The organism is Methylosinus sp. shoA (assembly GCF_059718125.1).
Genome location: NZ_AP046091.1, coordinates 2,905,221 through 2,931,821, shown reverse-complemented (window position 1 = coordinate 2,931,821; position 26,601 = coordinate 2,905,221). Strand labels below are relative to the sequence as shown.

General features: G+C 69.8%; 25 protein-coding genes. 5 read left to right on the top strand and 20 right to left on the bottom strand.

The genetic code is table 11. The features are described from left to right. The first annotated feature begins 233 nt into the window (after window positions 1-233). On the top strand, window positions 234-1,451 hold the full coding sequence (locus AC6IW9_RS13325; RefSeq protein WP_497764242.1) for an OmpA family protein: 1,218 nt from the start codon (window positions 234-236) through the stop codon (window positions 1,449-1,451). Here AC6IW9_RS13325 and rdgB read toward each other — a convergent pair. The 13 genes from rdgB to motA form a co-directional block, all read right to left on the bottom strand. Further along, window positions 1,438-2,085 (bottom strand): RdgB/HAM1 family non-canonical purine NTP pyrophosphatase, encoded by a 648-nt coding sequence (rdgB, locus tag AC6IW9_RS13320; RefSeq protein WP_497764241.1) that lies wholly within the window; start codon window positions 2,083-2,085, stop codon window positions 1,438-1,440. The genes AC6IW9_RS13325 and rdgB overlap by 14 nt on opposite strands. Then, window positions 2,082-2,795, bottom strand: a complete 714-nt coding sequence (rph, locus tag AC6IW9_RS13315; protein ID WP_497764240.1) for a ribonuclease PH — start codon at window positions 2,793-2,795, stop codon at window positions 2,082-2,084. The genes rdgB and rph overlap by 4 nt, the downstream gene beginning before the upstream one ends. Window positions 2,796-3,028: 233 nt before the next feature. Continuing rightward, window positions 3,029-4,129 (bottom strand): flagellar basal body P-ring protein FlgI, encoded by a 1,101-nt coding sequence (flgI, locus tag AC6IW9_RS13310; RefSeq protein ID WP_497764238.1) that lies wholly within the window; start codon window positions 4,127-4,129, stop codon window positions 3,029-3,031. After that, a complete protein-coding gene (gene flgA / locus AC6IW9_RS13305; RefSeq protein ID WP_497764237.1) occupies window positions 4,126-4,575 on the bottom strand; it encodes a flagellar basal body P-ring formation chaperone FlgA in 450 nt (149 codons plus the stop codon). The genes flgI and flgA overlap by 4 nt, the downstream gene beginning before the upstream one ends. Then, window positions 4,572-5,360, bottom strand: coding sequence for a flagellar basal-body rod protein FlgG (gene flgG / locus AC6IW9_RS13300; RefSeq protein ID WP_497764235.1), 789 nt, complete (start codon window positions 5,358-5,360; stop codon window positions 4,572-4,574). Before flgG ends, flgA begins: the two co-directional genes overlap by 4 nt. Window positions 5,361-5,377: 17 nt before the next feature. Continuing rightward, a complete protein-coding gene (gene fliE / locus AC6IW9_RS13295; protein ID WP_497764233.1) occupies window positions 5,378-5,701 on the bottom strand; it encodes a flagellar hook-basal body complex protein FliE in 324 nt (107 codons plus the stop codon). After that, window positions 5,698-6,117 (bottom strand): flagellar basal body rod protein FlgC, encoded by a 420-nt coding sequence (gene flgC, locus AC6IW9_RS13290; RefSeq protein ID WP_497764232.1) that lies wholly within the window; start codon window positions 6,115-6,117, stop codon window positions 5,698-5,700. Before flgC ends, fliE begins: the two co-directional genes overlap by 4 nt. A 4-nt stretch (window positions 6,118-6,121) precedes the next feature. Next, window positions 6,122-6,505 (bottom strand): flagellar basal body rod protein FlgB, encoded by a 384-nt coding sequence (flgB, locus tag AC6IW9_RS13285; RefSeq protein WP_497764230.1) that lies wholly within the window; start codon window positions 6,503-6,505, stop codon window positions 6,122-6,124. 71 nt (window positions 6,506-6,576) lie between these two features. Further along, window positions 6,577-7,653, bottom strand: a complete 1,077-nt coding sequence (gene flhB / locus AC6IW9_RS13280; RefSeq protein WP_497764228.1) for a flagellar biosynthesis protein FlhB — start codon at window positions 7,651-7,653, stop codon at window positions 6,577-6,579. 13 nt (window positions 7,654-7,666) lie between these two features. After that, on the bottom strand, window positions 7,667-8,677 hold the full coding sequence (locus AC6IW9_RS13275) for a flagellar motor switch protein FliG (RefSeq protein WP_497764227.1): 1,011 nt from the start codon (window positions 8,675-8,677) through the stop codon (window positions 7,667-7,669). Between the two features lie 30 nt (window positions 8,678-8,707). Beyond that, on the bottom strand, window positions 8,708-8,986 hold the full coding sequence (fliN, locus tag AC6IW9_RS13270; RefSeq protein ID WP_497772517.1) for a flagellar motor switch protein FliN: 279 nt from the start codon (window positions 8,984-8,986) through the stop codon (window positions 8,708-8,710). A gap of 142 nt (window positions 8,987-9,128) precedes the next feature. Further along, entirely contained in the window at window positions 9,129-10,148 is a 1,020-nt protein-coding gene (locus AC6IW9_RS13265) for a FliM/FliN family flagellar motor switch protein (protein ID WP_497764226.1), read from the bottom strand. Window position 10,149: 1 nt separating this feature from the next. Further along, a complete protein-coding gene (gene motA / locus AC6IW9_RS13260; protein ID WP_497764224.1) occupies window positions 10,150-11,019 on the bottom strand; it encodes a flagellar motor stator protein MotA in 870 nt (289 codons plus the stop codon). 156 nt (window positions 11,020-11,175) lie between these two features. Between motA and flgF the strand changes: the two genes are divergently transcribed. From flgF to AC6IW9_RS13245, 3 genes are all read left to right on the top strand, one after another. Next, a complete protein-coding gene (gene flgF / locus AC6IW9_RS13255; RefSeq protein ID WP_497764222.1) occupies window positions 11,176-11,898 on the top strand; it encodes a flagellar basal-body rod protein FlgF in 723 nt (240 codons plus the stop codon). Continuing rightward, the gene (gene fliI / locus AC6IW9_RS13250) at window positions 11,898-13,238 is read left to right on the top strand and encodes a flagellar protein export ATPase FliI (protein WP_497764221.1); all 1,341 of its coding nucleotides are present in this window, start codon (window positions 11,898-11,900) and stop codon (window positions 13,236-13,238) included. Before flgF ends, fliI begins: the two co-directional genes overlap by 1 nt. A gap of 72 nt (window positions 13,239-13,310) precedes the next feature. After that, entirely contained in the window at window positions 13,311-13,769 is a 459-nt protein-coding gene (locus AC6IW9_RS13245; protein ID WP_497764219.1) for a hypothetical protein, read from the top strand. Between the two features lie 50 nt (window positions 13,770-13,819). Here AC6IW9_RS13245 and AC6IW9_RS13240 read toward each other — a convergent pair whose 3' ends face one another. Continuing rightward, window positions 13,820-14,353, bottom strand: coding sequence for a hypothetical protein (locus tag AC6IW9_RS13240; protein WP_497764217.1), 534 nt, complete (start codon window positions 14,351-14,353; stop codon window positions 13,820-13,822). A gap of 163 nt (window positions 14,354-14,516) precedes the next feature. Here AC6IW9_RS13240 and AC6IW9_RS13235 point away from each other — a divergent pair, with 163 nt between their 5' ends. Further along, window positions 14,517-15,719, top strand: coding sequence for an ATP-grasp domain-containing protein (locus AC6IW9_RS13235; RefSeq protein ID WP_497764216.1), 1,203 nt, complete (start codon window positions 14,517-14,519; stop codon window positions 15,717-15,719). A 40-nt stretch (window positions 15,720-15,759) separates the two neighbouring features. Here AC6IW9_RS13235 and AC6IW9_RS13230 read toward each other — a convergent pair whose 3' ends face one another. Genes AC6IW9_RS13230 through fliF form a run of 6 tightly spaced genes read right to left on the bottom strand, consistent with a single transcriptional unit; the run spans window position 15,760 to window position 26,589 of the window. Next, on the bottom strand, window positions 15,760-16,251 hold the full coding sequence (locus AC6IW9_RS13230) for a transglycosylase SLT domain-containing protein (protein WP_497764214.1): 492 nt from the start codon (window positions 16,249-16,251) through the stop codon (window positions 15,760-15,762). A gap of 46 nt (window positions 16,252-16,297) precedes the next feature. Then, entirely contained in the window at window positions 16,298-22,030 is a 5,733-nt protein-coding gene (locus tag AC6IW9_RS13225; protein WP_497764213.1) for a flagellar hook-length control protein FliK, read from the bottom strand. Further along, on the bottom strand, window positions 22,027-23,163 hold the full coding sequence (locus AC6IW9_RS13220; protein ID WP_497772516.1) for a MotC family chemotaxis protein: 1,137 nt from the start codon (window positions 23,161-23,163) through the stop codon (window positions 22,027-22,029). The genes AC6IW9_RS13225 and AC6IW9_RS13220 overlap by 4 nt, the downstream gene beginning before the upstream one ends. After that, window positions 23,163-24,308: a MotB family protein gene (locus AC6IW9_RS13215; RefSeq protein ID WP_497764212.1), complete on the bottom strand. Its 1,146-nt coding sequence runs from the start codon at window positions 24,306-24,308 to the stop codon at window positions 23,163-23,165. The genes AC6IW9_RS13220 and AC6IW9_RS13215 overlap by 1 nt, the downstream gene beginning before the upstream one ends. Further along, a complete protein-coding gene (locus tag AC6IW9_RS13210; RefSeq protein ID WP_497764210.1) occupies window positions 24,305-24,937 on the bottom strand; it encodes a hypothetical protein in 633 nt (210 codons plus the stop codon). Before AC6IW9_RS13210 ends, AC6IW9_RS13215 begins: the two co-directional genes overlap by 4 nt. After that, complete coding sequence (fliF, locus tag AC6IW9_RS13205) at window positions 24,937-26,589, bottom strand: flagellar basal-body MS-ring/collar protein FliF (RefSeq protein WP_497764208.1); 1,653 nt, start codon at window positions 26,587-26,589, stop codon at window positions 24,937-24,939. The genes AC6IW9_RS13210 and fliF overlap by 1 nt, the downstream gene beginning before the upstream one ends. Window positions 26,590-26,601 lie beyond the last annotated feature (12 nt).

Here is a 26,601-nt window from a genome sequence, read left to right as displayed (position 1 = left end):
ATGGCCGATTCACAGTACATCATACCACGGATCAAGGCGGCTTCGAGGGATCTTGACTAAGTAGAATCCGCTAGTAGCGCGGATCGCCTCCTTCCACGAAGACGCGCCGATTCGCCGAGGGCCGCGGCCGCGCCGCGCGCTTGAAACCGACGCGGGCGGCGTTAATTGCCCGAGCGCGCCGGCGACGGCTTCCTTTCGTCGCGCCCCCGGATGCCCGCCGACGATTCCCGAGGATGATCGAACTCCTGGCTCATTACGGCGTTTTCGCCGCGATCGCCTTTCTCGTCGGCGCGCTCGTCGCCTTCGGCAGCCGATCCCAGTCGGCCGAGGCGACCGGTCTGCTCCGCCACAGCGATCATACCATCGCCGTCTGGCTCTGCCTCGCGGTCGCCGTCGCGCAAGTGACGCTCGGGCGCGTCACGCTCTACTTCGACGGCGCGCTGCTCCTGCTCGCCGCCTTTCTGGCCGGATTCGGCGCGACCGCGGCCGGGTTCGGGCCGATCGCACGTGACCGCCTCGTGTGGCGCATGGGCGCCGGCGCGCTCGCCGTGATCTGCGCCGCGGCCAATCTGGAAGCGGCGCGCAGCCTCGAAGCGGATCTGCGCCATGGGCTCGGCTCGCTGCTCGCGCGCGAGGGCGGCGATCCGTTGAATTTCGAGGTCAGCGGCCGCGACGTGTTCCTGCCCAGCGACACGCCCGGCCGCGCCGCAGCCGCCGCGCGGCTCGCTCGGACCGGCCGCGTGCGCTCGGTCTGGACCGTCGACGCGCTGTCGCCGCCAGCCGTCGCGCTGCGCGAGCGTAAGCTCGCCGAAGAGGAGACGCGCGCAGCCGAGGGCAGAGCGGCGCTCGCCGAATGGGAGAAAAAGCGGCAGGCGGCGCTCGCCGGGCAGGCCGCCGGCCCAGCCTCGCAAGAACGCCGCAGCGCAGCGGATTCCCGCGCCGCGAGCAAGGCCCGCGCCGGCCCCGCGATGGCCGAGGCGGCGCGCGGCGCGCCGCCCGAATCACTGGTGTGGAGCGCGCCGCGCGACCCCACCCTACCTTCCGTCGCGACCCGGGCGTCCGAGCCGCCCGCGGCGCAGCCCGCCGAGCCGCCCTCGTGCGAAGGCGCGCTCGCCACGCTCGCCGCCGCCGCGACCATCCGCTTCGCGCAGGCGAGCGCCACTCTTAGCGCCGATTCCCAGAAGTTGCTCGTGCGCCTCGCCGAATTGCTGAAGCAATGCCCGCAGGCGGCTCTCGAGATCAGGGGCTACGCCGACGCGCTCGGGACGGCGGAGAAGAACCGCCGGCTGTCGCTGCGCCGCGCGCGCGCGGTCGCCGATTATCTCGGCCACATGGGCGTGGCGCGCGAACGTCTCGTGAGCGCAGGCCTCGGCGACGAGAAGCCCATCGCCGACAGCGATACGCCCGCGGCGCGCGCCGAGAACCGACGCGTCGAATTCAAGGTGAAATAGCCGCTCGGGCGAGACACGCCCGCGCCAGCGCCTGAAACGCGCGCGCGCGATGCGAGAGCGCGTGCGAACCGTCGCCCGGGAGGGCGTGCTTTTCCGCCGACATCATTTCGCCGAAAGTGCGGTCGAGCCCGTCGGGCAGGAAGATCGGATCATAGCCGAAACCTTTTTCCCCACGCGGCGGGAAAACCAATACGCCGTCCACCCGTCCCTCGAATTGCTCGACATGCCCGTCGGGCCAGGCCACCGCCAGCGCGCAGACGAAATGCGCCGAGAAGGGCGCCGTCGCCCCGCGCTCGGCGAGCTCGCGCTCGACCCTGCGGATGGCGGCGGCAAAATCGCGGTTCTCGCCGCCCCAGCGCGCCGAATAGACGCCCGGCGCCCCGCCCAGCGCGTCGACGCACAGCCCGGAATCGTCGGCGAAAGCCGGCAAATTCGTGACGGCCGCCGCCGCGCGCGCCTTCAGCAGCGCGTTGCCGGCGAAAGTCGTCTCCGTCTCCTCCGGCTCCGGCGCGCCGAGCTCGCCGGCCGAGACGGCGTCGACGCCGTGCGGCTCCAGCAATTGCCGCAACTCCCAGAGCTTGCCGGGATTATGCGTCGCGACGACGAGGCGTCCCTCGACCTTGCGCGCGCTCACGCGAGCGCCGTTTTCTGCATTTCGATGAGCTTCTCGACGCCGGCGCGCGCCAGCGACAGCATGGCCGAGAGATCGGTCTCGGAAAATGCCGCCGCCTCCGCCGTCGCCTGCACCTCGACGAGGCCGCCCGCGCCGGTGATGACGAAATTGGCGTCGGTCTTCGCGGTCGAATCCTCGTCATAGTCGAGATCGATCACCGGGCCGCCGTCGCAGACCCCGCAGGAAACCGCGGCGACATGATCGCGGAGGGGATTCTCCTTGATGACCGAACGCGAGCGCATCCATTGGAAACAATCGTGCAGCGCGAGCCAGGCGCCCGAGATCGCCGCGGTGCGCGTGCCGCCGTCCGCCTGCAGAACGTCGCAGTCGACGACGACCTGCCGCTCTCCGAGCGCCGGCAGATGGGTGACGGCGCGCAGCGAGCGGCCGATGAGGCGCTGAATTTCCTGAGTGCGTCCGGACGGCTTGCCCGAGCTCGATTCGCGGCGCGTGCGCGTATGGGTCGCGCGCGGCAGCATGGCGTATTCGGCGGTCACCCAGCCACGCCCCTGGCCGCGCAGCCACGGCGGCGGCTTGTCCTCGAGCGTGGCCGCGCACAGAACATGCGTATTGCCGAATTTCACGAGGCACGAGCCCTCGGCGTAGCGGGCGACGCCTCTCTCGAAGCTGACGGGACGCATTTCGTCTGGCGCGCGTTTGCTCGGACGCATGGAGACTCCGAAAAAAGCGTCTCCGGCCGAGACGAACCCCGTTCGCTCCGCGGGCCGGTCGACCGGGGATCGCGAAAGAGGGCTTTTAGCCCGGTTCGTCAGAGAGGGGAAGCCGCGCCGCGTGCGGCCGTCATCACGAGCGAAGCGAAGCGATCCGGGCCGCCCCACGGCCTGGATCGCTTCGTCGCTATGTTTCTCGCGATGACGGCTCGGATGGCCGGCGGCGGCGGCGATCACTGGATGACGAGATCGGCCTGCAGCGCGCCCGCGGTCTTGATCGCCTGCAATATCGAGATGATTCCGGTCGGCTTCAAGCCGATCTGATTGAGGCCGCGCACGAGCGACTTCAGCGTCGTTCCCTCGAGCGTTCCGACCTGCCCGACCTGCTCCGTCGCGGTGATGCGCGTCTGCGTGGTCACGGTCGTCCGCCCGTTGGAGAAGGGCGCCGGCTGCGACACTTCCGGCGTCTCGTTGATGCGCACGGTGAGCCCGCCCTGCGTGACGGCCACCGGCAGGATCTGCACATCCTGGCCGATCACCACCGTGCCGGTGCGCTCGTCGATGACGACGCGCGCCGGAGTCGTCGGATCGACCCGCAATTCGCCGATTTCGGCGAGCAGCCGCGTCGCGCCGATATTGGGCGCGCCGCTCACCGCTATGCTGCGATTGTCGCGCTCGCGCGCGAGGCGCTGGCCGTAGCGCTCCCGCGTGAAATGGTTGATGGCGTCGGCGACGCGCACCGCCGTCTGGAAATCGGGATTGCGCAGCTCGAGCACCAGCGCGCCATTGTCCGACGAAGGCCGCGGCGGCTCGCGCTCGATCGTCGCGCCATTGGGCACGCGCCCGACGGTCGCGACGCCATGCGTCAGCGATTCGTTCTGGCCGGAGACGGCGAAGCCGGAGACCGCGATCGGACCCTGGGCGATCCCATAGACATTGCCGTCGACGCCGGTGAGCGTCGTGAGGATCAAGGTGCCGCCCATCAGCGACGTGGCGTCGCCCATCGCCGACACGGTCACGTCGATCGTCGATCCCCAGCCGACGAAAGGCGGAAGCGAAGCGGTCACCATCACCGCCGCGAGATTGCGCGTGCGCAGCGAAATATTGCGCACGTTGACGCCCATTCGGTCGAGCATGGACGACACCGATTGCTCGGTGAACGGCGCGTTGCGCAGCGTGTCGCCGGTGCCCTGCAGGCCGACGACCAGTCCATAGCCGACGAGCTGATACTCCCTCAGCCCGCGCACCGAGGCGATGTCCTTGATGCGGACGGCGGCGAGCGCCGGCGCGCCGGCGAACAGCAGAAGGACGACGACGGCGAGACGACGCATCATCCCTCGCTCACCCGCACCGAGCCGTCGGCCTGCACGCGGCCGGTGACGACGAGGCCGCTGTCCTGATTGCGCACGCGAACGAGGTCGCCGACGCCCCCCGCCTGCAGCGCCGCGCCGTAAGCGACGATCACCAGCCCCGCCTCCTCGAACACGATCTTCACCTGCGCATTGACCACGATGACCTTGGGCGAATCGACGGCGAAGACGGGGATCGGCCGATCGGGCAGGAGCGTGCGCCGCGCGATCTTGCCGATGAGGGCGTTCTTCGAATCGACGACCGCGCCCTCCGCCCCGCCGCCGAAGGAGCGCTCGCCGATCATCGATTCGCGGATCACCTCTCCCGGATAGATGACCGAGCGCGGCGTCGGCAGGACGCGCTCCTGCGCGCCGGCCGCGGCCGCGCCGGCGACGCCCGCGACGATGACAATCGCGAGCGCGCGCATCATCTGATGCCCTTCGAGACGGTGCCGGCCATCTCGTCGACGGCCTGGATGACCTTGGAGTTGAGTTCGAAGGCGCGCTGCGCCGAGATCAGATTGACGAGTTCCTTCACGGGATCGACATTGGAGCTCTCGAGATAATATTGGCTGACGACGCCATAGCCCGGATCGCCCGGCACGCCGACGACCGGCGCGCCCGAGGCCAGCGTCTGGCGGAACAGATTCCCGCCGAGCGCCTCGAGACCCGCTTCATTGGCGAAATTGGCGATGGTCAATTGCCCGAGCTGCTGCGGCTGCGTCTGGCCGCCGATGAGCGCAGAGACGACGCCCGACTGGCTGACCGTGATGCTGACCGCATTGTTCGGAATGACGATCGCCGGCGTCACCAGATAGCCGTCGCCCGTCACCAATTGCCCATTGGCGTTGGTGCTGAAGGAGCCGGAGCGCGTATAGAGCGTCTCGCTGTCGGGCCCGGTGATCTGGAACCAGCCGCGGCCGTTGAGCGCGAGATCGAGCTGATTGCCCGTGTGCGCGAGCGGGTCCTGCGTCTGCAGGCTGCGGATGGACGTGAGACGCACGCCGAGGCCGGTCTGCGCGCCCTCGGGAATGGTGGCGTCGCGGCCGCGGTTGGAAACGCCCTGGAGACGATCCGCCTGATACAGCAGATCGGTGAACTCGGCGCGCGAGCGCTTGAACGCCGTCGTGTTGATGTTGGCGATGTTGTTGGAGATGACTTCGATATTCTGCTGCTGGGCGTTCATGCCCGTCGCGGCGATCGCAAGAGCTCTCATGATCTCACGAATCCTTCTCAGATCGTCATTCGGCTGATTTCCTGATAGGCGCCGACCGCCTTGTCGCGCACGGCGATCGCGGTCTGCAGCGTGCGCTCGGCGGCCATCACCTGATCGACGACCTGCTGCACCGAGGCCTTGCCCTGCACCGCGGCGATCGAGGTCGCTTCGCTCGATCTCAACGTGTCGACGACATCCGTCGTCAGCCGGCCCAGCACTTCGGAGAAGGACGGGCCCTCGATTTTCGGCGTGAGCGTGGACTTGCCCGTGACGCCCTGGAGCGCCGAGACGCCGAGATCGGCCGCGACGGAGGAGACGATGGAAGGAGCGAGCGGAATCATTGACTTCCCTTCAACAGATCGATCGTCATCGCGAACAGTTCGCGCGTCTGCTTCATCACCTGCAGATTGGCCTCGTAGGAGCGATTGGCCTCGCGCATGTCCGCGACTTCGGTCAGCAGATTGACGTTCGGATACTTCACATTGCCGTCGGCGTCGGCGGCGGGATTGCCCGGATCGTGCTCGACGCGGAAAGGCGCGCGGTCGACGCCGATGGCGCCGACCTGGACGAGCGACGCGCCCGAGGCGCGGTCGAGCTCGCTCTGAAAGCTGATCGTCTTGCGCGAATAAGGAGCGCCGCCGGCGGATTTGGCGGTCGATTGCGCATTGGCCATGTTTTCCGCGACGACGCGCAGACGCGCCGATTGCGCCGAGAGGCCGGAGCCGGCGATCTTCATCGAGGCCTGGAGCGGATCCATCTCGCTATCCCTTCAACGTCGCCATCCACATTCCGTGGAAGGCCTTCAGAATGCTGGTGTCGACCGAGAAGGCGCCGCGAATCTCGCCGGCCTTGATCATCTCCTGCTCGAGGCTGACCGAATTGCCCGAGACGGTCGTCTCCCAGGCGGTTCGCTCCTTCGGCGAAGCGGATTGCGGATCGAAGGCCGCGGTCTGGACATGCAGGCTGTTCGTTTCCGTCAGCTGCAGCGCGCTCTCGTCCAGAACCTTGGCGAAAGGCGCGAGGTCGACGGCGCGATAGCCCGGAGAGTTGGCGTTGGCGACATTCTGCGCGACGAGCGCCTGCCGCGCCGTGAGATAACTGCGCTGGCGCTCGACGAGATCGAAGAGATAGACAGGCTCGACCATGGGACCTCGCATGATCCTTCGCCGTCTGTCCTACGTGTCGCGTCTTGCGTCAGGCTGGAGGACGCCGCGCGTCATCGCGCGGCGGACCCGCCGGCGTTGTGCAGGAAGTGGATGAGCTCCGCGACGGGACGGTAGAATTCGGGCGGAATCATCTGATCGACATCGATATGATTATACATCGCGCGCGCGAGCTCGGGACGCTCGAGCACCGGCACGCCGTGCGCCTCGGCGATCTCCCTGATCTTGAGGGCGACGAGGTCCTTGCCTTTGGCGACGACGAGCGGCGCGCCGCCCTCGACGCGCACATAGCGCAGCGCGATCGCATAGTGAGTCGGATTGGCGATCACGAGCGTCGCGCGCGGCACCTGCGCCATCATGCGCCTGCGCGAGCGCTCGAGCGCGAGAGAGCGCAGGCGCGCCTTGACGAACGGGTCGCCTTCCGACTGCTTGAGCTCCTCCTTCAATTCCTGCCGGCTCATGCGCATGTCCTGCCGCCATTTGAATTTGGTCCAGGCGAGATCGGCGAGCGCGATCAGCACGACCGGAATGCACACGACGCTCGTCAGCCGAATCAGGAGCTTCAGCAGCAGCGACGGCAGATGCGCCGGCTCCATCCGCATCGCGTCGATGATCAGGTCGCGGTCGACGGTGAGCGAGAAGACGACCGCGCCGCCGATGACGGCGATCTTGGCGATCGCCTTCAGCAGCTCGACCAGTCCGGACAAGCCGAAAATGCGCTTCAGCCCCTGCTGTGGCGAGATGCGCGAGACATCGGGCTCGATGCGCTTGAAGACGAGCCGCGGCGCGCCCTGCATCGCGGCGGCGAGGAGTCCCGCGACCATGAAGATGGTCAGGGTCGGCGCGAGGAATCGGCCGACCTCTTCGGCGACGGCGCGCGACTGCGTGAAGGCGTCGGCGCCATTGGCGAGCGAGAACTGGCCGACGTTCGAGAGCATCAGCTCCATCGCCAGGGCGAGCCGCGGGCCGACCGTCTGGACGACGAAGCTCATGCAGAGCAGAAATCCGAGAAACAGCGTGGCGACGGCCACATCGCGCGAGACGGGGGTCTTGCCCTGCTCCAGCGCGTCGAGAATCTTCTTCTCGGTGGCTTCTTCTGTTCGCGACTCGTGGTCTTCCGAGTCGCTCATGGCGCGGTCGCGCTCACTCGGCCTCGCTCTCCGCCGGGCTCGACAGATCGATCTTGCCCTGCTCGGCGAGCTTCAACACCGTATCGGCGATGAAGCGGCGCGCCTCCAGAATGTCGCGGCGCGGCGGCGAGGCCCCCGTCGCCAATTCGCTCTCCACCATGCGGCGCATGCGCGAGGAGAGCGCCGCCAGGATGAAGTCGCGGATGTCCACATCCGCTCCGCGCAGCGCCAGCACGACGCGATCGGTCGGCACGGTGTCGAACAGAATCATGCGCGCGCGGACATTGAGGCGCGTCACATCCTCGAAGGTGAACAGCATGCTCTTCAGCGCCTCGGCGTCACGCGGCCGCCGCTCCGAGAGGCTGCGGAGCGCGCCCTCCGCCTGCTCACGCTCCATCTTGTTGATGATCGAGGCGAGCTTCGCATTCTTGGCGGCCGAAGCCGTGAGCTCGGCGTTCTGCAGGAGCTCGACCTGCAGCACGGTTTCGAGCAGGCGCAACGTCTCGTCGGCGACGTTGCGCGTCGCCAGCATGCGGCGCACGATCTCGTCGCGCAGCGGCAGCGGCAGGGCGCCGAGCGTCTTGGCCGCGCGTCCGGGGTCGACGCGGGAGAGCATCAGCGCCGCAGTCTGCGGGTGCTCCTTGGCGACGAATTCGGTGAAGGCGCCTTCGGGCGCTCCGCCGACGCGCTCCCAGACGAGCCCATTGGGGCTGCCGCGCACCTCGGACATGATCTCCGCGACCTGATCGGGCGGCACGACGCCGGTGATGAGCTGCTCCGCCTCGCCCGCCGTGCCGCGCAGATCGCCGCCGCCGCTCGCGAGCTCGTTCATGAACTCCTCGATCAGCGGCTCGATCGCGCTCGCCGGCACCGAGCCGAGGCCGGCGGCGAATTTGGTGATCTGCCGCAGCTCGCTCTGATCGAAATGCTTCAGCACGCGCTGCGCGACGAATTTGTCGACGGACAGCAGCAGCGCGGCGACCTTTTCAGGGCCGTTGAGCACACGTGTCGGCTCTGTGGTCATTGCGCTCGTCATCGCAGCCCTTCGCCGCCGTCACACGCGCCTTTCGGCGTTCCGCGGCTCGATGATTTCCGTCAGCGACACGCCGAAGCGCGTATTGTCGTCCTCGACCACCACCACCTCGCCGCGCGCGATCAGCCGGCCGTTGACGACGACGTCGACCGGCTCGCCGATCTTCTGATCGAGCGGCACGATCGCGCCGCGCCCGAGCTTCATCAGGTTCGACACCGGCATGGTGACCGATCCGACGATGACCTGCATGACGACGGGTATGCGCAAAATGGATTCGAGCTTGCGCGAGTCGATCTCCATCGCGTCCCGCGGCTCCTCGCGCGAGCTTTCGGCCTCCATGCGCGCGCCGCCGCCGATCAATCTCTCGAGTTCCTCGCTCTTTGAGCCTTCCATGCTCGATTTCTCCCAGATGGCCGCGCCATCGAGACGGGCTGCGGCGCGGTCATGCGCCGAGCATGTCGTCGATGAATTCCTGCTCCTTGTCGACGAATTCAGCGATGCGGATGGTATAGGCGCCGTCCTTCTGGCCGATTTCGCACCAGAACAGCGTCTGCCCCTCGCATTCGAGCGCGATGAGGCCGGTCGGAGAGACCGGCAGCTCGACGATCTGACCGATCTCGAAACGCGCGATGTCGCCGAGCGTCAAATCGCGCCGCTCCATCACCGCGGCGAGCGACAGCTCGGTCTGCGTCACACGCGCCTTCATCCGCTGCGCCCATAGCGGATCGACGGATTGGATCGTCGCTGCGGGATCGGCGGCCAGCGCCTCGCGCAGCGGCTCGATGACGCCTTGCGGAAACGCGGCGATCGCCTCGCTCTCGCCGCCGAAAGCCGCGAGTCGAAAACGGCAGGTCAGCGCCGATCCGTTGCGACGCGCGGCGCCCGCCGGCTCCGGCTTCGCCTCGACGGGGGCGAGCGCCGGCGCGGAGCCGACGATGGAGACGAAGGATGTCTGCAACGCATTGGCGAGCCGGTCGAGAACGAGCCGCCCGAGCCGCGCCTCGACGCCGGTGAGCGCGCGCTCCTCTTCGTAGAGCGGCTCGGAGCCGTCTGCGCCGAACAGTCCCTCGACCATGGCGAAGACGAATTTTCGCTCGGCGCCGAGCGTGACGCGCGCATCGGGCTCGGCGCCGCCATAGGTCGCCGTCAGCGTACAGGCGTCGAGCGCGCTCTGCGCCTCGGCCGCGCGCGCGACGGCGACGCTCTCCACCACCACCCGAGGCGCGGGAAATCCCAGCCTGCGCAACGCCTCCTCGAAAGCGGAAGCGGCGTCGTCCAGCGCGACGCGCAGCATCGGCAAACGATCGGGCGAGAGCCCGCCGCCGGCGAGCAGCCGCTCCTTGACCGCGAGCCCCGGCTGCTCCGGCGCCTCGTCGCGCTTTTTCTTCGGCGCGGCGGGCGCCGGGCGCTTGCCCTTGAAACCGGCCCGCGCAGGCGCTTCGGCGACATCCACCGCGCCCATGTCACGCAGCCTCCGCCGCGCCGCTCGACAGCGTCTCGCTCTCGACCTCGTCGATCGTCGGACGCTCGTAAGACGGGATAGACTTGCGGCCGTGCTCCACGGCCACCTGCGGCATGGCGCCGTTCATGAAGGCGAGGAGCGTCTGCTTGATGATGACGTAGAGGTGACACTCCTTGCTGCGCGCCACTTTGATCTTGAAAGCGAGCGGCGTCACGACGCCGTAGGAGACGAAGATGCCGGCGAAAGTGCCGACCATGGCCGCGCCGATGAGGCCGCCGAGCAGTTCCGGAGACTGGTCGAGCGCGCCCATCGCCTTGATGACGCCGAGCACCGCCGCGACGATGCCGAGCGCCGGCAGGCCGTCGCCGACCGAGGTCAGCGCGTGATAGGGCTTCAGGCGATCATAGCGGATCGCCGCGATCTCCTCGTCCATCAGCGCCTCGATCTCGAAGGTGCGCACATTGCCGATGATGAACAACCGGCAATAGTCGCAGATGAAGGCGGTCATCTCCTTGTTCTCGAGCACTTTCGGAAAGGCCGTGAAAATCTTCGACTCGGCCGGATTGTCGACATGCGCCTCCACCTCGTTGCGCGGCTTGCTGCGCAATTCGCGCATCAAGGCGTGCAGCAGGCCGAGCACGTCGAGATAGTCGCGATGCTTGGGGCCCTTGCCCATGATCGCCTGACCGATCGCCTTGCCGGTGTCCATGATCACCTTGGTCGGATTGGCGACGACGAAGGTGCCGAGCGACGAGCCCATGATGATCACGAACTCCCAGGGCTGCCACAGCACCACGAGATGTCCGCCGAGCGCGGCGAAGCCGCCGAACATGCATCCCATCGTAATGATCAGGCCGACGAAAAATCCCATGACGACGGTCTCTCCCGATGGAAATCTACACGATTGGAATTAGGTTTATTCGCTTGCGCGAAGCTGACATGGGCCTTTCAGCCTCACGCAAGCCAGCTCTTGCAGCATATCGACGCGGCGCGCGCCGCCGCTTCGCCACGACGGAATGCTCGCAACATGCAATCGGCCTTTTATGTCTCGCTCTCCGCGCAGATGTCGATCGACAAGCGCATGGAGACGATCGCCAACAACATCGCCAACGCCGCGACGGCGGGCTATCGCGCCAATGGCGTCAGCTTCGAGAGCGTCGTTTCGAAGACGGGAGCGGACCCGGTGGCCTATGCGTCGGCGGGCCGCGACTACATCTCACGCGCGGCGGGCGACATGCAGCGGACGGGCGATCCTTTCGATGTCGCCGTCGTCGGCCGCGCCTTCTTCGCCATCCGCACGCCGGACGGAGTCGCCTATACGCGCGACGGCCGCATGAAGATGACCGAGACGGGCGATCTGCAGACGGTCGGCGGCTTTCCGATCCTCGACGCCGGCAATTCGCCGGTCGTGCTCGACCCCACCGCCGGGCCGCCGATGATCTCGCGCGACGGCATGATCAATCAGGCGGGCCGCCAGATCGGCGCGCTCGGCCTGTTCATGATCGACACGGACGCCCAGTTGGCGCGCGGCCCCGGCGCCAGCGTCATCCCCGACAAGCCCGCGACCGCCGTGCTCGACTTCGTGCGCAACGGCGTCGAGCAGGGCGTCGTCGAAGCGGCCAATGTCAATCCCGTTCGCGAGATGGTCAAGCTCATCGCCGCCTCGCGCGCCTTCGACAGCGTGAGCTCGATGAACGATCTGCTGGACAGCTCGCAGCGCGACGCCATTCGCACGATCGGCGGCGGCTGATGTCCTCTCTGCGACGTCTGCGGGAAGCGGTCGAGCGCCATCAACGATGCAAGGATCTCGCGCGCGTGTCCGGCTTCGTCACCGAGGTCTCCGCCTCGCATTGCCGCGTCCTCGGCCTCTCCGATTTCGTCGAGCTCGGCGAATGCGTGCGCTTCGGCTCGCCGGCGGACGAGCGCCTCGGCCAGGTGGTGAAGGTCGGCAAGGACGGCGCGATCGTCAAATCCTTCGACGACCGCGCGCGCATCGGCCTCAACACGCCGGCCTTTCGCGCCGGGCCGATCGAGGTCGCGCCGCATCAAGATTGGGTCGGGCGTGTGCTCGACGCCTTCGCGCGTCCGGTCGACGATCGCGGCGCCGTCGCCGAAGGCGACGTCGCGCTGCAGATCGACGCGAGCGCGCCGCTCGCCATGCGCCGCGCGCGCGTGACGACGCCGGTGCGCACCGGCGTCAAGGCGGTCGACTGCTTCACGCCGATCTGCGCGGGCCAGAGAATCGGCGTCTTCGCCGGCTCCGGCGTCGGCAAATCCACTCTGCTCGGCATGCTCGCGCGCGCGCCCGGCTTCGATCTCGCGATCGTCTGCCTCGTCGGCGAGCGCGGCCGCGAGGTGCGCGAATTCCTCGAGGAGGCGATGTCGACGGCGCATGCGCGCGATTCGATCACCGTCGTCGCGACCGGCGACGAGAGCCCGATGATGCGCCGTCTCGCGCCGCTCACGGCGACGACGATCGCCGAATATTTCCGCGACATCGGCCGCAATGTGCTGCTCATCGTCGATTCGGTCACGCGCTTCGCCCATGCGTCGCGCGAGGTGGCGCTCGCCGCCGGCGAGCCGCCGGTCGCGCACGGCTATACGCCGAGCGTGTTCGCCGACATTCCGCGCCTGCTCGAGCGCGCCGGGCCGGGTGAGGAAGGCAAGGGAACGATCACCGGCGTCTTCTCCGTGCTGGTCGACGGCGACAACCATAATGATCCGATCGCCGACTGCGTGCGCGGCACGCTCGACGGACACATCGTGCTCGACCGCGCCATCGCCGAGCAGGGACGCTATCCGGCGATCGACCTCAAGACGTCGATCTCGCGCCTCGCCCATCACGCCTGGCGCCCCGAGCAGCGGCATCTCGTCCAGAAACTGCGCGCGCTCGTGTCGCGCTATGAGGACACGCGCGATCTGCGCATGCTGGGCGGCTATCAGAAGGGCGGCGACCCGGAGCTCGATCAGGCGGTGCAGCTCGTTCCCAAGCTCTACGAGGCGCTCTGCCAGTCGCCGCAATCGCCTCCGAGCGCGGATCCGTTCCGCGAGGTCGCGGATCGTCTGCAGCAGGCCGCCGCACAGGGCTGACGCCGCGCGATCAACCAATCTTTCATTCCTTCGCGGGCATGATTTCCGCCGTCACAGCGGCGGAAGAAGCCCATGAATGATTTCGCGACGATCCTGACGCGGCTCGAGGAAGCGTCCCGCTCCGCCGAACGTATGGGCGGCGGCGCCCTCGCTTCGCTTCTCGGCGTCTTCGCGCGTCTCGACACGGCGGCGCCGAAGACGGTGGAAGACGAGCGCGCGGCGCTCGCTTCGCGCGTCTATGGCGTCTCGTCCGAAGCGAGGCCGGCGGCCCCGCGCGGCGGCGAGGAGCGCGATCAGCGCCTGCCCGACAGAGAGGAGTTTCTCGCCGAGCTGCGCCGTGCGGAGGGGTCGTTGAACGAATTGCGCGCGCTGCGGCGTCGGATCGCCTGGCTCTGCCATCCGGATCGCCGCGAGAAGTCCGGCGCGCGCCAGGCGGAGCGCCTGCTCGCCGAATTCAATGCGCAGATCGACGCGGCGGTCGCCCGCGCGCCATGGCAGAAGAATCTCCGTCGCGCCGACGCATCGAGATAGCGCGCCCTTCTCCCGCGAGCGGGAGAAGGGCGCGCGTCCAGATTCCCGCGTTAATTCCCCGTGACGATTCCGCTCGGAGTGACCAGCACCCATTTGTCGCCGCGGCGCTCGAAGGCGGTGATGCGCCCGAGCCCCGCGACGACGTCGCCAGGCGATACGCGCACGATCGCGTTCGGCGTCTCGAGCAGCGCCGCGCCGGCGCGCACCTCGAGCAGGCGGAAGCCCGGAATGGTCGGCTCCTGGCGTGTTTCGCCGATCGAGCCGACCGGCGAATAGTCGACCTTCGATTGCGCCTGCGCCACCTGCGTCTGCGCGCGCTGCGCGGCGAGGGTCGCGGGCCGGCTGTAGATCGACAGATGCTCGATGCCGGCGAACTCCGGCCGCCGCTCGGTGTCGGAGATCATATAGCCGGCGAAAGCGACGGAGGCGACGGCGAGGCCGACGCCGAGCGAGCGCACGACGGTTTCTCCCACATTATGCGGACGCGGCGGGGTGCGGCGCTCGGCGAAAAGTCCCGGCGCGAGCGCCGGCCCGGACGGCGCGCGCCGCGCAGCATCGGTTCGCGATGTCGTACCATTGCGCATGCGATCATCTCCGAATCGGTCGACAGATGATTGGATAGCGCAAATCGCAGGCGAGGCAAATCGGCGCGCAAAATCACGACAAGCTTCGGGAAATGTCTGAAAGATAGCAATGTGCGCGTCAATAGTCTCCCGGGTCGAAACGACCCTCGAGAGGGTGAATTCGATGCGTATCGACGATGGGATGGTCCAACGCAACGCTCTGCCGATCGGCCTTGCGAAATTGACGCGGCTGGCCTTCGCCGGCGTCGATCTCGGCCGTATCGCCGGACGGCTGCTCGGCATGTTCGAGCGGGACCCCGCGCATGCGGGCGCGCTGATGGATCTCTCGGTCATCGACCAGCTCAACGGCGATCTCGTGGTCGGCCTCGAACGCCAGGCGCTGGCGCTCCGCCAGCAGCGCGTGTTCCACAGCACCTGCTGCGGCGCCAATCCGCGCCTGCGCGTGCTCGCCTTCGTCGCCGCCGCCGACATCGGCTCCAACACGCCGCTCGAATTCCTGCTCGAGGGCTCCGACATCGCGCTGACCATGGCCTATGCGCAGCCCGGCCGCGCATTGCCGCAGGATTTGCCCGACCATGATCTCGCCTTCGTCGCCATCGCCGCGACGCCGACGAATCGCCGCCTGCTCGCCGATCTCGAGGAGCGCCTCGCATTCTGGCCGGCGCCCGTCGTCAACCTTCCCGCGCGCGTGTCGATGCTGGAGCCGGACGATCTCGGCGATCATCTGCGCGGCGTGCCGGGGCTGCGCATGCCCTCGTTCGACCAGCGGCGCCGCGACGAACTCGCCGCCGCGATCGAGACGCGCACGCCCTTCCCGCTCGTCGTCAAGCCCGCGGAGCGGGCGGAATGGGAGGCGGAGAAGATCGACGGCCCCGACGCGCTCGCTGCGCTGCTCGCGCGCCGCGGCGACGCCGTCTTTCGCGTCGCGCCCTTCATCGACTGCCGCGGAGCCGACGGACTCTATCGCACCACCCGGGTGATCTTCATCGATTGCCGCGCCTACGCCTGCCATCTCGCCGTCTCCGACAGCTGGAACGCCTCGCATGTCGACGCGCGAATGCAGGCCGACGCGTCCTGCCGCGCGGAGGAGGAGCGCTTCTTTGCGACCTTCGACACGGATTTCGCCGCGCGCCATGCGAAGACCTTCGCCGCTCTGGTCGATCGCGTCGGCCTCACTTATTTCGGGGTCGACTGCGCGGAGACCGCGTCCGGCGAGCTCGTCGTCTTCAAGGCGGACCACACTCTGCTCGTCCACGACATGGACCCGGTCGACGTCTTTCCCTACAAGCCGTCGCAGATGCGCAAGATGTTCGACGCCTTCTCGCGCTATCTCTATCGCGCCGCGGGCCACCCGCGCGTCGCGTAGACGCACGGGTCCCGACTCTCCGCGCGCTTCGCGAAGCCCCCTATCGCGCCGCCGCCCGGTCGCGCGGATGGCAGAAGTCGCGCGCGGCGTCGGTCCAGGAGCCGAAGCCGCTCGTCACCATATTGGCGATCACGGCGCATACGTAGGTCTTCTGCGCCGGGGCGTTGCCGGGCCCGGCGTGATAGCGCGCGACCGCAGCCGTCCAGCTGCCCTCGCTCGCGCGCAGCGACTTCAGGAATTTCGCCGCATAGCCGACATTGAGGCGCGGATCGAACATCGCCTCGACCGACGTGAATTTGGCGCCGTGAAAGTGGTGATTGACCTGCATGCAGCCGATGTCGATCAGCGCCGCGCCCGCGCGCCTGGCGGTCGCGAAGCGCTCCAGCGCCTCGCGCAAGTCGGCGCTGAATACGGGACGCCCCTGCACATTCATCGCAAACGCGTTGAGCGCGCCTCTCTGGCCCGTCTCGGTGAGCGCGACGGCGTAGAGCACGGCGAGCGGAACCGAATGCTCGTTCGCCGCCTGGATCATCTCCCGCTCGCAGATGTTCTGCGGCGGCGCGCCGGCGGCGCGGGCGTCAGAGATAAAGACCGCCGCCGCGACGACCGGCAGGACGCGGCGCCCCGGCCTCCGGCGCGCTTTCGTCCCGTGCGGTCTCGCGCCGCCGTCCGCCCGTCCCCTGGCCATCGCCCGCTCCTTCTCCTGCGATCTCGCGCCGCTCGCTCTGCGCGCCATTGGACGCGGCGTCGAAGCCCTGCCCGCCGGCCGGCGCCTGCGCGCCATCCGGCGCGGAAATCTGGATCGTGCAGCCGTCGATCGCGCACCCGGCCGACCGCATCGTCGCGACGAGCGCGTCGCGGGACGATTCGAGTTCGCGCAGCGCCTCCGAGGAACGCACGCTGATCTTCATCTCGACGCCCGAATGCGCGAGCTTCATCTTCACGACCACCGCGCCGAGCGATTCCGGGGCGAGCTCGATCGTCATCGTCTTGACGGCGAGCGAGCCCGAGCGCGGCGCCGCGTCGGACACGACGCGCGACGTGGAGCCGGACGCGCCGCCGGGGCCGCGGCTCTGCGCGAGGCCGAGCAGGCCGCGCGCCTGCGGGATGAGCATCGCCGCCATCGCCGGCGCGGGATGTGGCGCCGGTCCAGAGAGATCGATGCGGCCGATCGGCGCGGCGACGATCTCCTCCTCGGCCGGAGCCGGCGCGCTCGTTTCGACCGCCGCCGGCGCCGAGGCGGCGCGCGATGCGGAAACGGCGGCGGGATGCGTCTCACCGCGAGCCGCGAGCCGCTCGGGCGGCCGCGGGAACACGGCCGCCGGCTGGGACGTCGGCTGAACGGCGAACGACGTCGCGGCGACGTCGATGCGGCGGCCCTCGCCCGACGACGCCGGCGCCGCCGTCTGCGCCGGCTTCGCGTTCTCGTCCGGGAGCGATTCGCTCGGCGCGGACGCCGGGACGAAAGTCGCGACGGGTTCGACGAACGACGAGCGCGAGCCTTCGGCGGCGAGCGTCGGGGGAAGAGCGGCGGCGATGTCGAATGATCTCACGGCGTCGCCGGCCGATCCCCCGGCGCGCGGCGCAAAGCGCGCAGCGTCCTCCCCCCGGGTCGGCGCGCGCGCGGCGACGATGGACGAGGCGAGCCGCCCGGCCGGGATCGCGCGAAGCAGGGCGAAAAGCCCGTCGTCGCGAACCGTCTCGGGCGCAGGGGGCGCGCCGGCGGCGGACGGCGGCGGCAGAGGCAGAGGAGAGCCGCTCGCGGCGCCCGCGCTCTTGGCGGCAATCTCGTCTCGAGGGGCCGCGTTTGCGGCGGGCGACGGCTTCGACTCAAAATGCCTCTCGACCGGCGCGGAGAACGTCGCCTCGCGCGACAGGCCGACGGCGCTCGTCTGCGCGCGCGCGGCAATGGATGGCGTGGACGCCGCCTCGGGCTCGGAAACGCGTGCGGCAGGCGCGACCAAGGCCGATTGGTCGGGCGCTGCGCCCCCCTGCGTCGGAACGAAGCCGGCGGCAAATCTCTCCTGAGGCGGCGCGGTCGCCGGCGTCGCGCGCGGAGCATCGGCCGCGGCGGGAGGCGCCTGCAGCGCCGGACGCGCGACGGCGGCGAGCGCGGGCGGCGACGTCCGAGGCTTTTCGTTTCGCGGCGCATCCGACGCCTCTGCTCGCGTCGAAGCCTCGCCTTCTGCGGCGCCCGCCGCGCTCGGCGAAACGGCCGCATGACGCGGGACGGCCGGCGCATCGGCCCGGCCGGAAACAGCGCGCGGCGTGGCGAGCGTCGGATCGTCGGCGGGAACGGAGGTGGCGACGACAAACTTTTCCCGAGGCGGCGCGCGAGGAGCGTCGGCCGCGGCGGGGGGCGCCTGCGGCGCCGGACGTGCGGCGAGCGCTGTCCGAGGCTTTTCGTTTCGCGGCGCATTCGACGCCTCGGCCCGCGTCGGAGCCTCGCCTTCCGCGGCGCTCGCCACGTCCAGCGAAATGTCCGGATGCGAGAGGGGTGGCGCAATGGATCGGCCGGAAACCGGGCGCGGCGCGGCGAGCGTCGGATCGGCGACGGGACCGCGAGAGGTCTCCACTGCGTCGGCGATGACGGCAGGCGCACGATCGGAGACCGGCGCCGCGCTCCGAATTGCTGCGAAGGATGCGCTCTCTCCGCTTTCGGCTGCGGAGGTCGAAGCGGCGCTTTGCTCCGGGGCGCGCGTTTCGGCGCCGACCGGCGCAGACGTCATATCCTGGCGCGCGGGTCTTGCCGCGGCGCCCGGGCCGCGTGGACTCGCGACCGCCGCCAGCGAAGCCGCGGGCGGCTCGCGGCCGGCGGGGATCGACGGAGACTCGCGGCCGGTCACGGAAGGCCGCCCGGCGATGGTCGGCTCCTCCTTCGACGGGACAAATCGCGCCGCATCCGCCCGGAGGGGCGCATCGGCCAAACGAGTCGGCTCTTCGCGCCGCGGCGCGGCGACCGCCGCCGCGGAGCTTATGGCGACATCGGGCTCCGATCGTGGCGCGGCGCGCGCTTCGCGGAGCGGCGGGGCGTTCGGCTGCCCGACATCGGTCGCCGTCTCGGGCGCCGCCGGGGTCGAAGGCGCGGCCGGTTTCAGGCTCGCGGCCGTCCGCCTGTCGGCGCCGTCGTCGTTTGTCGAAGCCGCAGGGGAAGCGGCGCCGGCCGCAACCACATCGGCGCGGGGTCCATCTTCGGCAGACGCCCGCCGCGCGCCATCCGCTTGGACCGGAGCTGCCACCGAGACGGAATGCATTGCCGGAGGCTGCGCCGATTTCGCCGCGGCGGCCGGTTCGACGTTCGTCGGTCCCGCGGCTGGCGGCGCCGAACGACGTTCGAAGGAATCGGCGTCTGGACCCGGCGTGAGGTCGGCTGGCGGCTCGGACGCGGCTGGCAGGGTCGGGCGAAGCGCGCCGACGCCCGCCTGCCCCTGCACTTGCGAACCGGTCGAGACGAGGCGACCCTGCGATGCGGGCGGGACCGCGACGGCCGGCCGCGGAAGGTCGGCGCGGACCTCCTGTTCGGGCGCCGCCGAAACGGCGGGACGCCGCGCAGGAGCGATCGCGCGCGCCGGAGTATGAGCCGATGTGGTCGGCGCGGCGGCGGAGGAGCTTGCGCCGACTGTCCGTTCGCGAGCGGGCGCCGGCGCGGACGATGCCGCAAGAGGCGCCCGAGGCGTTTCATCCTCTCGATCGACAGGAGGGTCGGCAAGCGCCGATGCGGCGCTCGCGACGGGCGGCGTCCGGGAAGGCCGGACGGCGGCCGGATCCGGCGCGAAATCCTGGAGCTTCGGAGCATCGCTCTTTCCGGCGGGGCCTCCGCGCTGGACCGCCTCGGTCGACGCGCCGCCGGAAGCGCCTTCGGAGCTCGCGTCGCCCGTGGTCGGCCGCGCGTCATTGGCCGGCGACCGAGCGGCCGAGTTCGGCGGCGAAGCGAGCGAACCGCTCGCGACGCTTTGCGCGCGACCGCGGCGGCCGACCCCCAGCCCCGGGTCCATGGGCCGATCGGCCACAGGCGCGGCAACCGGCGGCGGCGACCCTGCGAGACCTGCGAGAGAAGCAGGCTCGGGCGCCTCGGTCGACGGGGCGCCGGAAGCGCCTTCGGATTGCACGTCGCCCGTGTTCGGTCGCGAGTCACGGGCCGGCGACGGAGCGGAGGTCTGCGGCCCGCTCGCTGCGCTTTGCGCGCGGCCGTTGCGGTCGCTCTGCGCCGTCGGGTCTGCGGGCCGGGAGGGCATGGGCGGATCGGCCGCCGACGCGGCGACCGGCGACTCTGCGAAAGAAACAGGCTCGGGCGCTTTCTCGGCGACGCCGAGCGTGGAGGTTCGAGCCGGGCCGAGGCGAACTGCCGCCGGGCCGGCGCCCGTTCCGCCGCCGCTATGCTCGATCGGACGCTCCGCCGCCGCTCGCACGCCTGCGGCCGCGGCGTCTGCGAGAGTCGAGACGGCGATCGATGCGGAACCGCGATCAGCGCCGGGAAACGGCGCGCGCCACGACGGGCGGTCGGCGCCAGATATGGCCGACGCGACGCCGATGCGATCGCCTCGGAGCGCCGGCGTCGGCGCATCCGCACCTCTCGGCGGCGCGGCTCGCGAGGCCGCCTCGCCGCGCTCCGACGGAATGGCGTTTGGCGTGGAGCCGCGCGGGCTCGCATCGAGAGCCCCGGCGCGCATTGCGACAGGCGCTTCCACGACGGCGCCCTCGGGCGCAACGTCGAAGCCATGCGCCCGCGCCGGCGCGGCGGCGGAGGGGAAGCGAGCGACCAAGGCTGGAAGCGCTTCATCATCGGCCGGGGCGGCCGCCGGCGGGTCGGCGGCTGCGGCCAGCGGCTGCGAGCTGCTTCCGACCGATGCAGAGCCCGGCGTCGCCGAACGGCGAAGGCCCGCCGCCTCCGCCTCGACGCGCGCCGGCGAGTCGCTCTCGCCCCGCGCGCTCGTCGAGATCACGGATCTCGCGGCGGGCGCATTCGAAGCCTTTGTTTCGCTCGGCGTCGGCGCCGCGGCGAGGTCGGGGGGCATCGTCACGGGAGCGGCCGAGCGCCGCGTCGGTTCCACATGCGCCGTGGCGGGCTGCGCGGGCGCAGAAACGGCGATGGGATCCGCTGCGGCGGTCGAGCGCGCCGCGGCCGCGTCGCCGACCTCGAGCGGCGGCGACGCTTCGCGCTGCGGGTATGACGCGGCGGCGAGCACGGAAGCGGCGGTCCCCGGCGCGTCGATGTCCAAACGCTCCGCCATCGGCCGCGCCGGCGGCGGACCGGACTCCGGCTCCGCATTTTCGGCGATCGTCAAGCCGCGAACGGTCTCGAGGCGCGGCCATGCGGGCGCCGACGCGCGCGGGGCCGTCGCCGCGGCGTCGCCGCGCTCCGACGCAACAGCGGACGAAGACGCCGCGGCCGTTCGCGATTCGCCGACGCTCGCGGCGTACGAGACGCGCCGGGGCGGTGCTTCGGCGTCCGCCGAACGCCCGCTCGGGAGATCGGATGCGCTCGCGCCGGACAGCGGGGTCGGCGCGGCGACCGCCGCCATGGCCGGGGCGGTCGAAGGGCGGACCGTGGCGGTCTCGGACCGGCCCGCCGTCGGCGCAGAGTTCGTTGTGACTTTGCCTTCGGCGTGGCGCGAGGCTTCGGCCGAGGCCGGCGCTGCGTCGGCGGCCTTCGCCATGGCGGGAGGCTCGGAGGGCGGCCGCCCGGCGCCCGCTTCGCTTGTCGGCGGCGCCGAAACCGAAAAGAGAGAGGAGCGTTCGGGGGCGCTTTCCTCGCTGGGAACGAGGCTGGCCGGCGCTGTCGCAGCCTGGGCGGCGGCGCGCGGCGTCTCCGGCGGGCGCGGCGTAGCTGCGACCGGGGCGGATGCGGTCGAAGGAGGCCCTGCGAGCGCAACCGCCCGCATCGGCGCCGGCGCCGGAGCGCGCGGGGACACGTTCGCGTCGGCGGCGGACCCGGCAGGCGCGTCGCCATCGGACGCGGGCGGCGCCTGGGAGAGGGGCGGCGCCAGCGCGCTCGACACGAGGGCGAGCTCGCGTCCGCTCTCGAGCGGAAACGGCGAGGGCGGGGCGCCCTGGGGCGGGGGCGGATCGGCGTCGTCCGCCGCTTTCGCCGAGTCGGATGATCCGTCCTCCGTCTCGGTCGCGGACTCGCCGGCCGGCGCCGAGCCCTGCGCTTCGCCGGCGCGCGCCGAGCCGTCGACCTCGGAGAGAACGGAAGCGAATTCGGACGGCCCCGCCGCACCGTCGTCGAGCGCGCCGCGAGAGGACGCGGACGCTCGGGAGCGCATGAGCCGATCGGCTGCGACGCTCGACAGCAGCGAAGCGAGATTCATTTTTCCACCGCCCTTTGCAGCATGGTTTCGGAATCGGCGAGCGCCTGCCGCGCCGCTTTTTCGGCCGGCGACTCGTCCCGCGCCGACATGGCCGAGGCTTCGACGACGTCCGGCTCCAACCGCAGCCGACCCACCGCGCCCGAGACGACGGCTCGCAGCTCCATGTCGCGCGGTTCGAGGAATTTGGGGTCGATCTCGGCGAACTCGCTCGCCGACGCGTCGAAATCGCCGCCGAGCGCCGTCAGCGCCGCGCGATTGAGGGCGACGCGCGCCTTGGCTCGCGGCGTGTCGGCGAGCAGCGCGGCGCGATCGGTCTCGAGCGCCGCGAGCCCGGGGCGTCCGCGCAGAATGGCGTTCTGCGCGATCGTCATATGGAGATCGAAACGCGTCGCCGGCGGCAGCGCGTCGAACAGCGCCAGGAATTCGCCGAGCTGCTCCTCGGCGATGTTCGACGCGACGCGCGTCGTCGCCGCGCGAACCTCGCCCCAGAAATTGCGCGCGAAAGGCGAGCGCGAATATTGCGCGACGTAGCGGCGCGCGAGCAACAGGAATTTGCTCGTGTCCTGCAGCGGATCGATGATCGCGACCTCGCGCCGCAGCGCCGCCTCCTCGACGAGCGAGCTCGGCACGAGCAGGCGGGCGAGATCGAGCAGCTCGCGCGCCCGCGCATTGTCGACGCCGATCATCAGGCCGCCGAGGACCAGGGCGAGATGACCGCCGAGCGTCGCCGGCTGCGTCTTCGGATCGATCTGCGCGAACATCGAAGTCGCCTCGCGGCTACGGCCTTCCGCATAAGCGAGGCTGGCGTCGACGAGAGGCCGGTCCGCCTCCGAGAAGAGACGGGCGTCGAAGACCCTGCGGATGGCGCGCGGCGATCCTCCGCACAGGAGAAAGGTCGCCGCCGCGCGGGCGTTGGCGCGCTCTTTCCAGGAATCGGCCTCGGCCGTCGCGATCGCCGCCTCGATCTGCTCGACCTGCGCAGGAATAGAGGCGCGGGCGGCCGCGGCGCCGCGCGCCATGCCATCCTGCAGACTGGTGAGCTTGCGCACCAGTTCGACGAACCCGTCCGATTGCGCGGCGGCGGCGGCGCTCCACAGCGACAGCGCCGCGGCGAGGAGAAGGCCGGCGCGCATCACGTCCCGCTCTTGCGCACGAGAATTTCGATGCGGCGGTTGACGGCGGCGAGCGGCTCCTTCGGCTCCTTCGGGTTTCGGTCGGCGTAGCCGGCGATCTCGACGACGCGCTTTTCGGAGAGACCGCCGCGCACGAGCATGTAATAGGCCATATTGGCGCGGTCGGCCGAGAGGCGCCAATTGTCGTAGACCTTCGACTTGTATGAACGGCCGTCGGTGTGGCCGCGCAGCTCGACCTCCCCGGGCTGCTTGGAGAGGACGCCGCCGATCTGGCCGATGATGCGCACGAGCTGCGGCTTCGGCTTCACCGAACCGATCGCGAACATGGAGAAATTCGCTTCGTCGGTGAGGCTGATGAGCAGGCCTTCCGAGGTCTGAGCCACCTCGATATGCGGACCCGGCTGCGCGTTCGAGCTTTCCGCCTTCACGATCTTGTCGATCGCGGCGCGCGTCGCCGCGACTTGAGCGGCCTCGGCCCTCGCCTTCTCCTCGGCCGCAGCCGCGGCGGACGCGGCCGTCTGCCTCTGCTGGCGCGTCGTGGATTTGGCGTTGGTCGGCGGAGTCGCCGGCGCGGGCTTGGCGCGCTCTTCGGCCGGCTCCGCCTCGCTCGCTCTGTCGGGCGACCCGCTCTCCTCGACGCGCTGCTCGACATAGCCGACTCCGCGCACGCTGCGGTCGAAGGGATCGCCGAAGGTCGGCGGCGCCTGACCCGGCTTGCCGGAGGCCTCCGTCGAACTCGCGGCGCTCGCGGAGCCGGCGATCTCGTCGAGCGTCGTCATCGGATCATAGAGCAGCGCCGCTTCGCGCTGCGGCTCGTCCTTCTCGTTCGCAACCGGCGCCGGTTGCTGTTTGTCGACAGCGGTCGTCATATTCGCGCTCTTGCCCTGCCCCGCCTCCTTCGGATCGCGCAGGCCCTTGTGCGCAGGGTTGGAGTCGACGAGTTGGACAGGATTGAAATATTGGACGATCGCCGCCTTGGTCTCCTTCGAGGTCGAGTTGATGATCCACATGACCAGGAAGAAGGCCATCATCGCCGTCATGAAGTCGGCGAAGGCGATTTTCCACACACCGCCGTGATGACCGTCCTCGTCGTCCCCGTGGCGCTTGCGGATGAAGATGATCTCGCTTTCCTCTTCGTCGCTCATTGTGCGTCGTCCTCGTCACGAAGCTCACGCATCCATTCCTCGACGGTCGTCTCGATCGTCGTCGCTTCGAGACGCGCGCGCACGTCGACGCCGCCCACATCCTCGATGCGCGTCGCGACGCCTTCGCCGTTCAGCTTCTCGCAGAGCGCGTCGAGCAAATCGGTCGGTCCGCAAAGGCGCACGACCGGCTGATCCCGATCGGCGATCATGACTCGCAGGCGATCGACGAGCGCCTCGAGCATGCGCTCGCGCACCTCGCCCGTCACGAAAGGCTCGAGCACGCGCCCGACATCCTCGCCGATCCGGTCGACGAATCCATCGAGCGCGGCGCGGAACCGCTCGCCGAGCCGCTCGCCTTCTTCGCGCGCCCAGCGGCGCCGCTCGGTCTCGAGGCGCAGCAGCGACGCCGCCCGCTCGCGTGCGATCAGCGCCTCATATTCCTCTTTGGCGGCTGCGCGGCCTTCCTCGACGAGCTCGGCGCGCAGCTCCTCGGTGAGCTCGATCCTCGGCTCCTGCGGGACGAACTCCTCCTCGACGTGGGTCTCGGCGACGGGTTCGGGCGGCGCGAGGGGCGCAAGGACCCGCGGCTCGTCGAAGCGCATCAGGACATCGGCGACAGAGCGCGCCATCACACGCTCCCTTCGGCGTACATCCATTGCTTCAGGATCGCCGCCGCCTGCATCTCGTCGGCCTCGATGAGCTGCTCGAGCTTCTTCTGCTGACTGAATTTCTCGCGGCCGCCGATGTCCTCGATGAGGCCCATGTCCATCGTCCCCATGAACTGCGGCGCCTCCATCATCGGCGTGAAGGGCAATTCGACGGTGGGCTCGGCGCCGAGCAGCGCCGGCGCGGCCTCCTCGGCGATCGCCGCCGGCGCCGGCGCTTCGGCGAGGAGCGCGCGCGAGGCCGGACGCAGGCCGAACAGAACGAGCAGAACGGTGACGACGATCAGCGCGCCGGCGTTGATCACGGATCCGAGCTGATGGGTGAGAGCCTCGCTCCAGCCCGCCGGCTCGACCGGCGAGAGGTCGTTCTCGTTGATCGCGAAATCGACGGCCGAGATTTTGACGCTGTCGCCGCGGTCCTTGCGCACGCCGGCGGCGGAAGCGACGAGCTGCTCGATCTCTCTCAGCTGGCGCTCGAGCGCCTCGGGCTTCGGCCCATCCTTGCCGGCGCCGGCGAGGCTCGCGCGGTTGACGAGCACGGCGATCGAGAGATTTTCGAGCGTGTAGCCGCCGCTGACCGTGGTGACCGTCTTCGACGACAGCTCGAAATTGGTCAGCTCCTCGCTCTTCTTGTTTTCGTCGTTCGACTGCTTGCCCTCGCCCGCCGGAGGCTTGTCCTGCTGCGGCACGTTGCGGTCGACCCCGGTGGTCTGGCTCGTGCTGTTGTTCTGAGAGGTCGAGTTCTCCTTCACCACCCGCACGGAGCGCTCGACGCGCGATTCCGGATCGAAGATCGTCTCGTTGGTCTGCTTGCGGTCGGTGTTGATTCGCGCGCGCACGCTGACCTGAAAATTGGCGAGGCGCAGATAGGGGGTGAGCGTCCGGCGAATGTTGTCCTGTATGTCCTTGGCGACGATCTTCTCGAGCGTCATCGTCTTCGCCGGCACGGCGTCGGTCTCGTCGCCCTCCGAGGCCGTGAGCAGCATGCCGTCCGTGTTGAGCACGGTCACCTGGTCGACCGTCATGCCGGGAATGGAGGCGGCGACGAGATGGCGAATCGCCTGCGCCGCCTTCGAATCGTCGGGGCTCTCGGTGCGGATCACGATGGAGGCCGAGGGCGGCTGGCGCGCGCGGCGGAACGAGCCTTCGTCGGGGAGCACGATATGCACGCGCGCGGCCTTGACGCCGCGGATGAGCTGGATGGTGCGCGCGAGCTCGCCCTCGAGCGCGCGCACGCGCGTCACCTCCTGCATGAAGGAGGTGAGGCCGAGCGAGCCCACCTTGTCGAACAACTCATAGCCGGCGTTGGCGCTCTGCGGCAGGCCGCGCTCGGCGAGCAGCATGCGCGCCTGCGCCGTCTGCCCGTAACGGACGAGCACGGCGTTGCCCTCGGGACTGATGTCGAAGGCGACGCCCGAGGATTTGAGCACGGAGCCGATGCGGCTCACGTCCTCGCGGTCGAGCCCCGCGTAGAGCACCTCGAAATCGGGCCGCGACAAATAATAGGCCCCGAGCCCGGTGATCGCCAGGACCAGCGTGAAGATGAGCGCGAGAGCGGAGAGCTTTCTCGGTCCGAGCCCGATCAGATTGTCGCGAAGCTGATTGAAGCGATCCATGAGCGCGTTTCA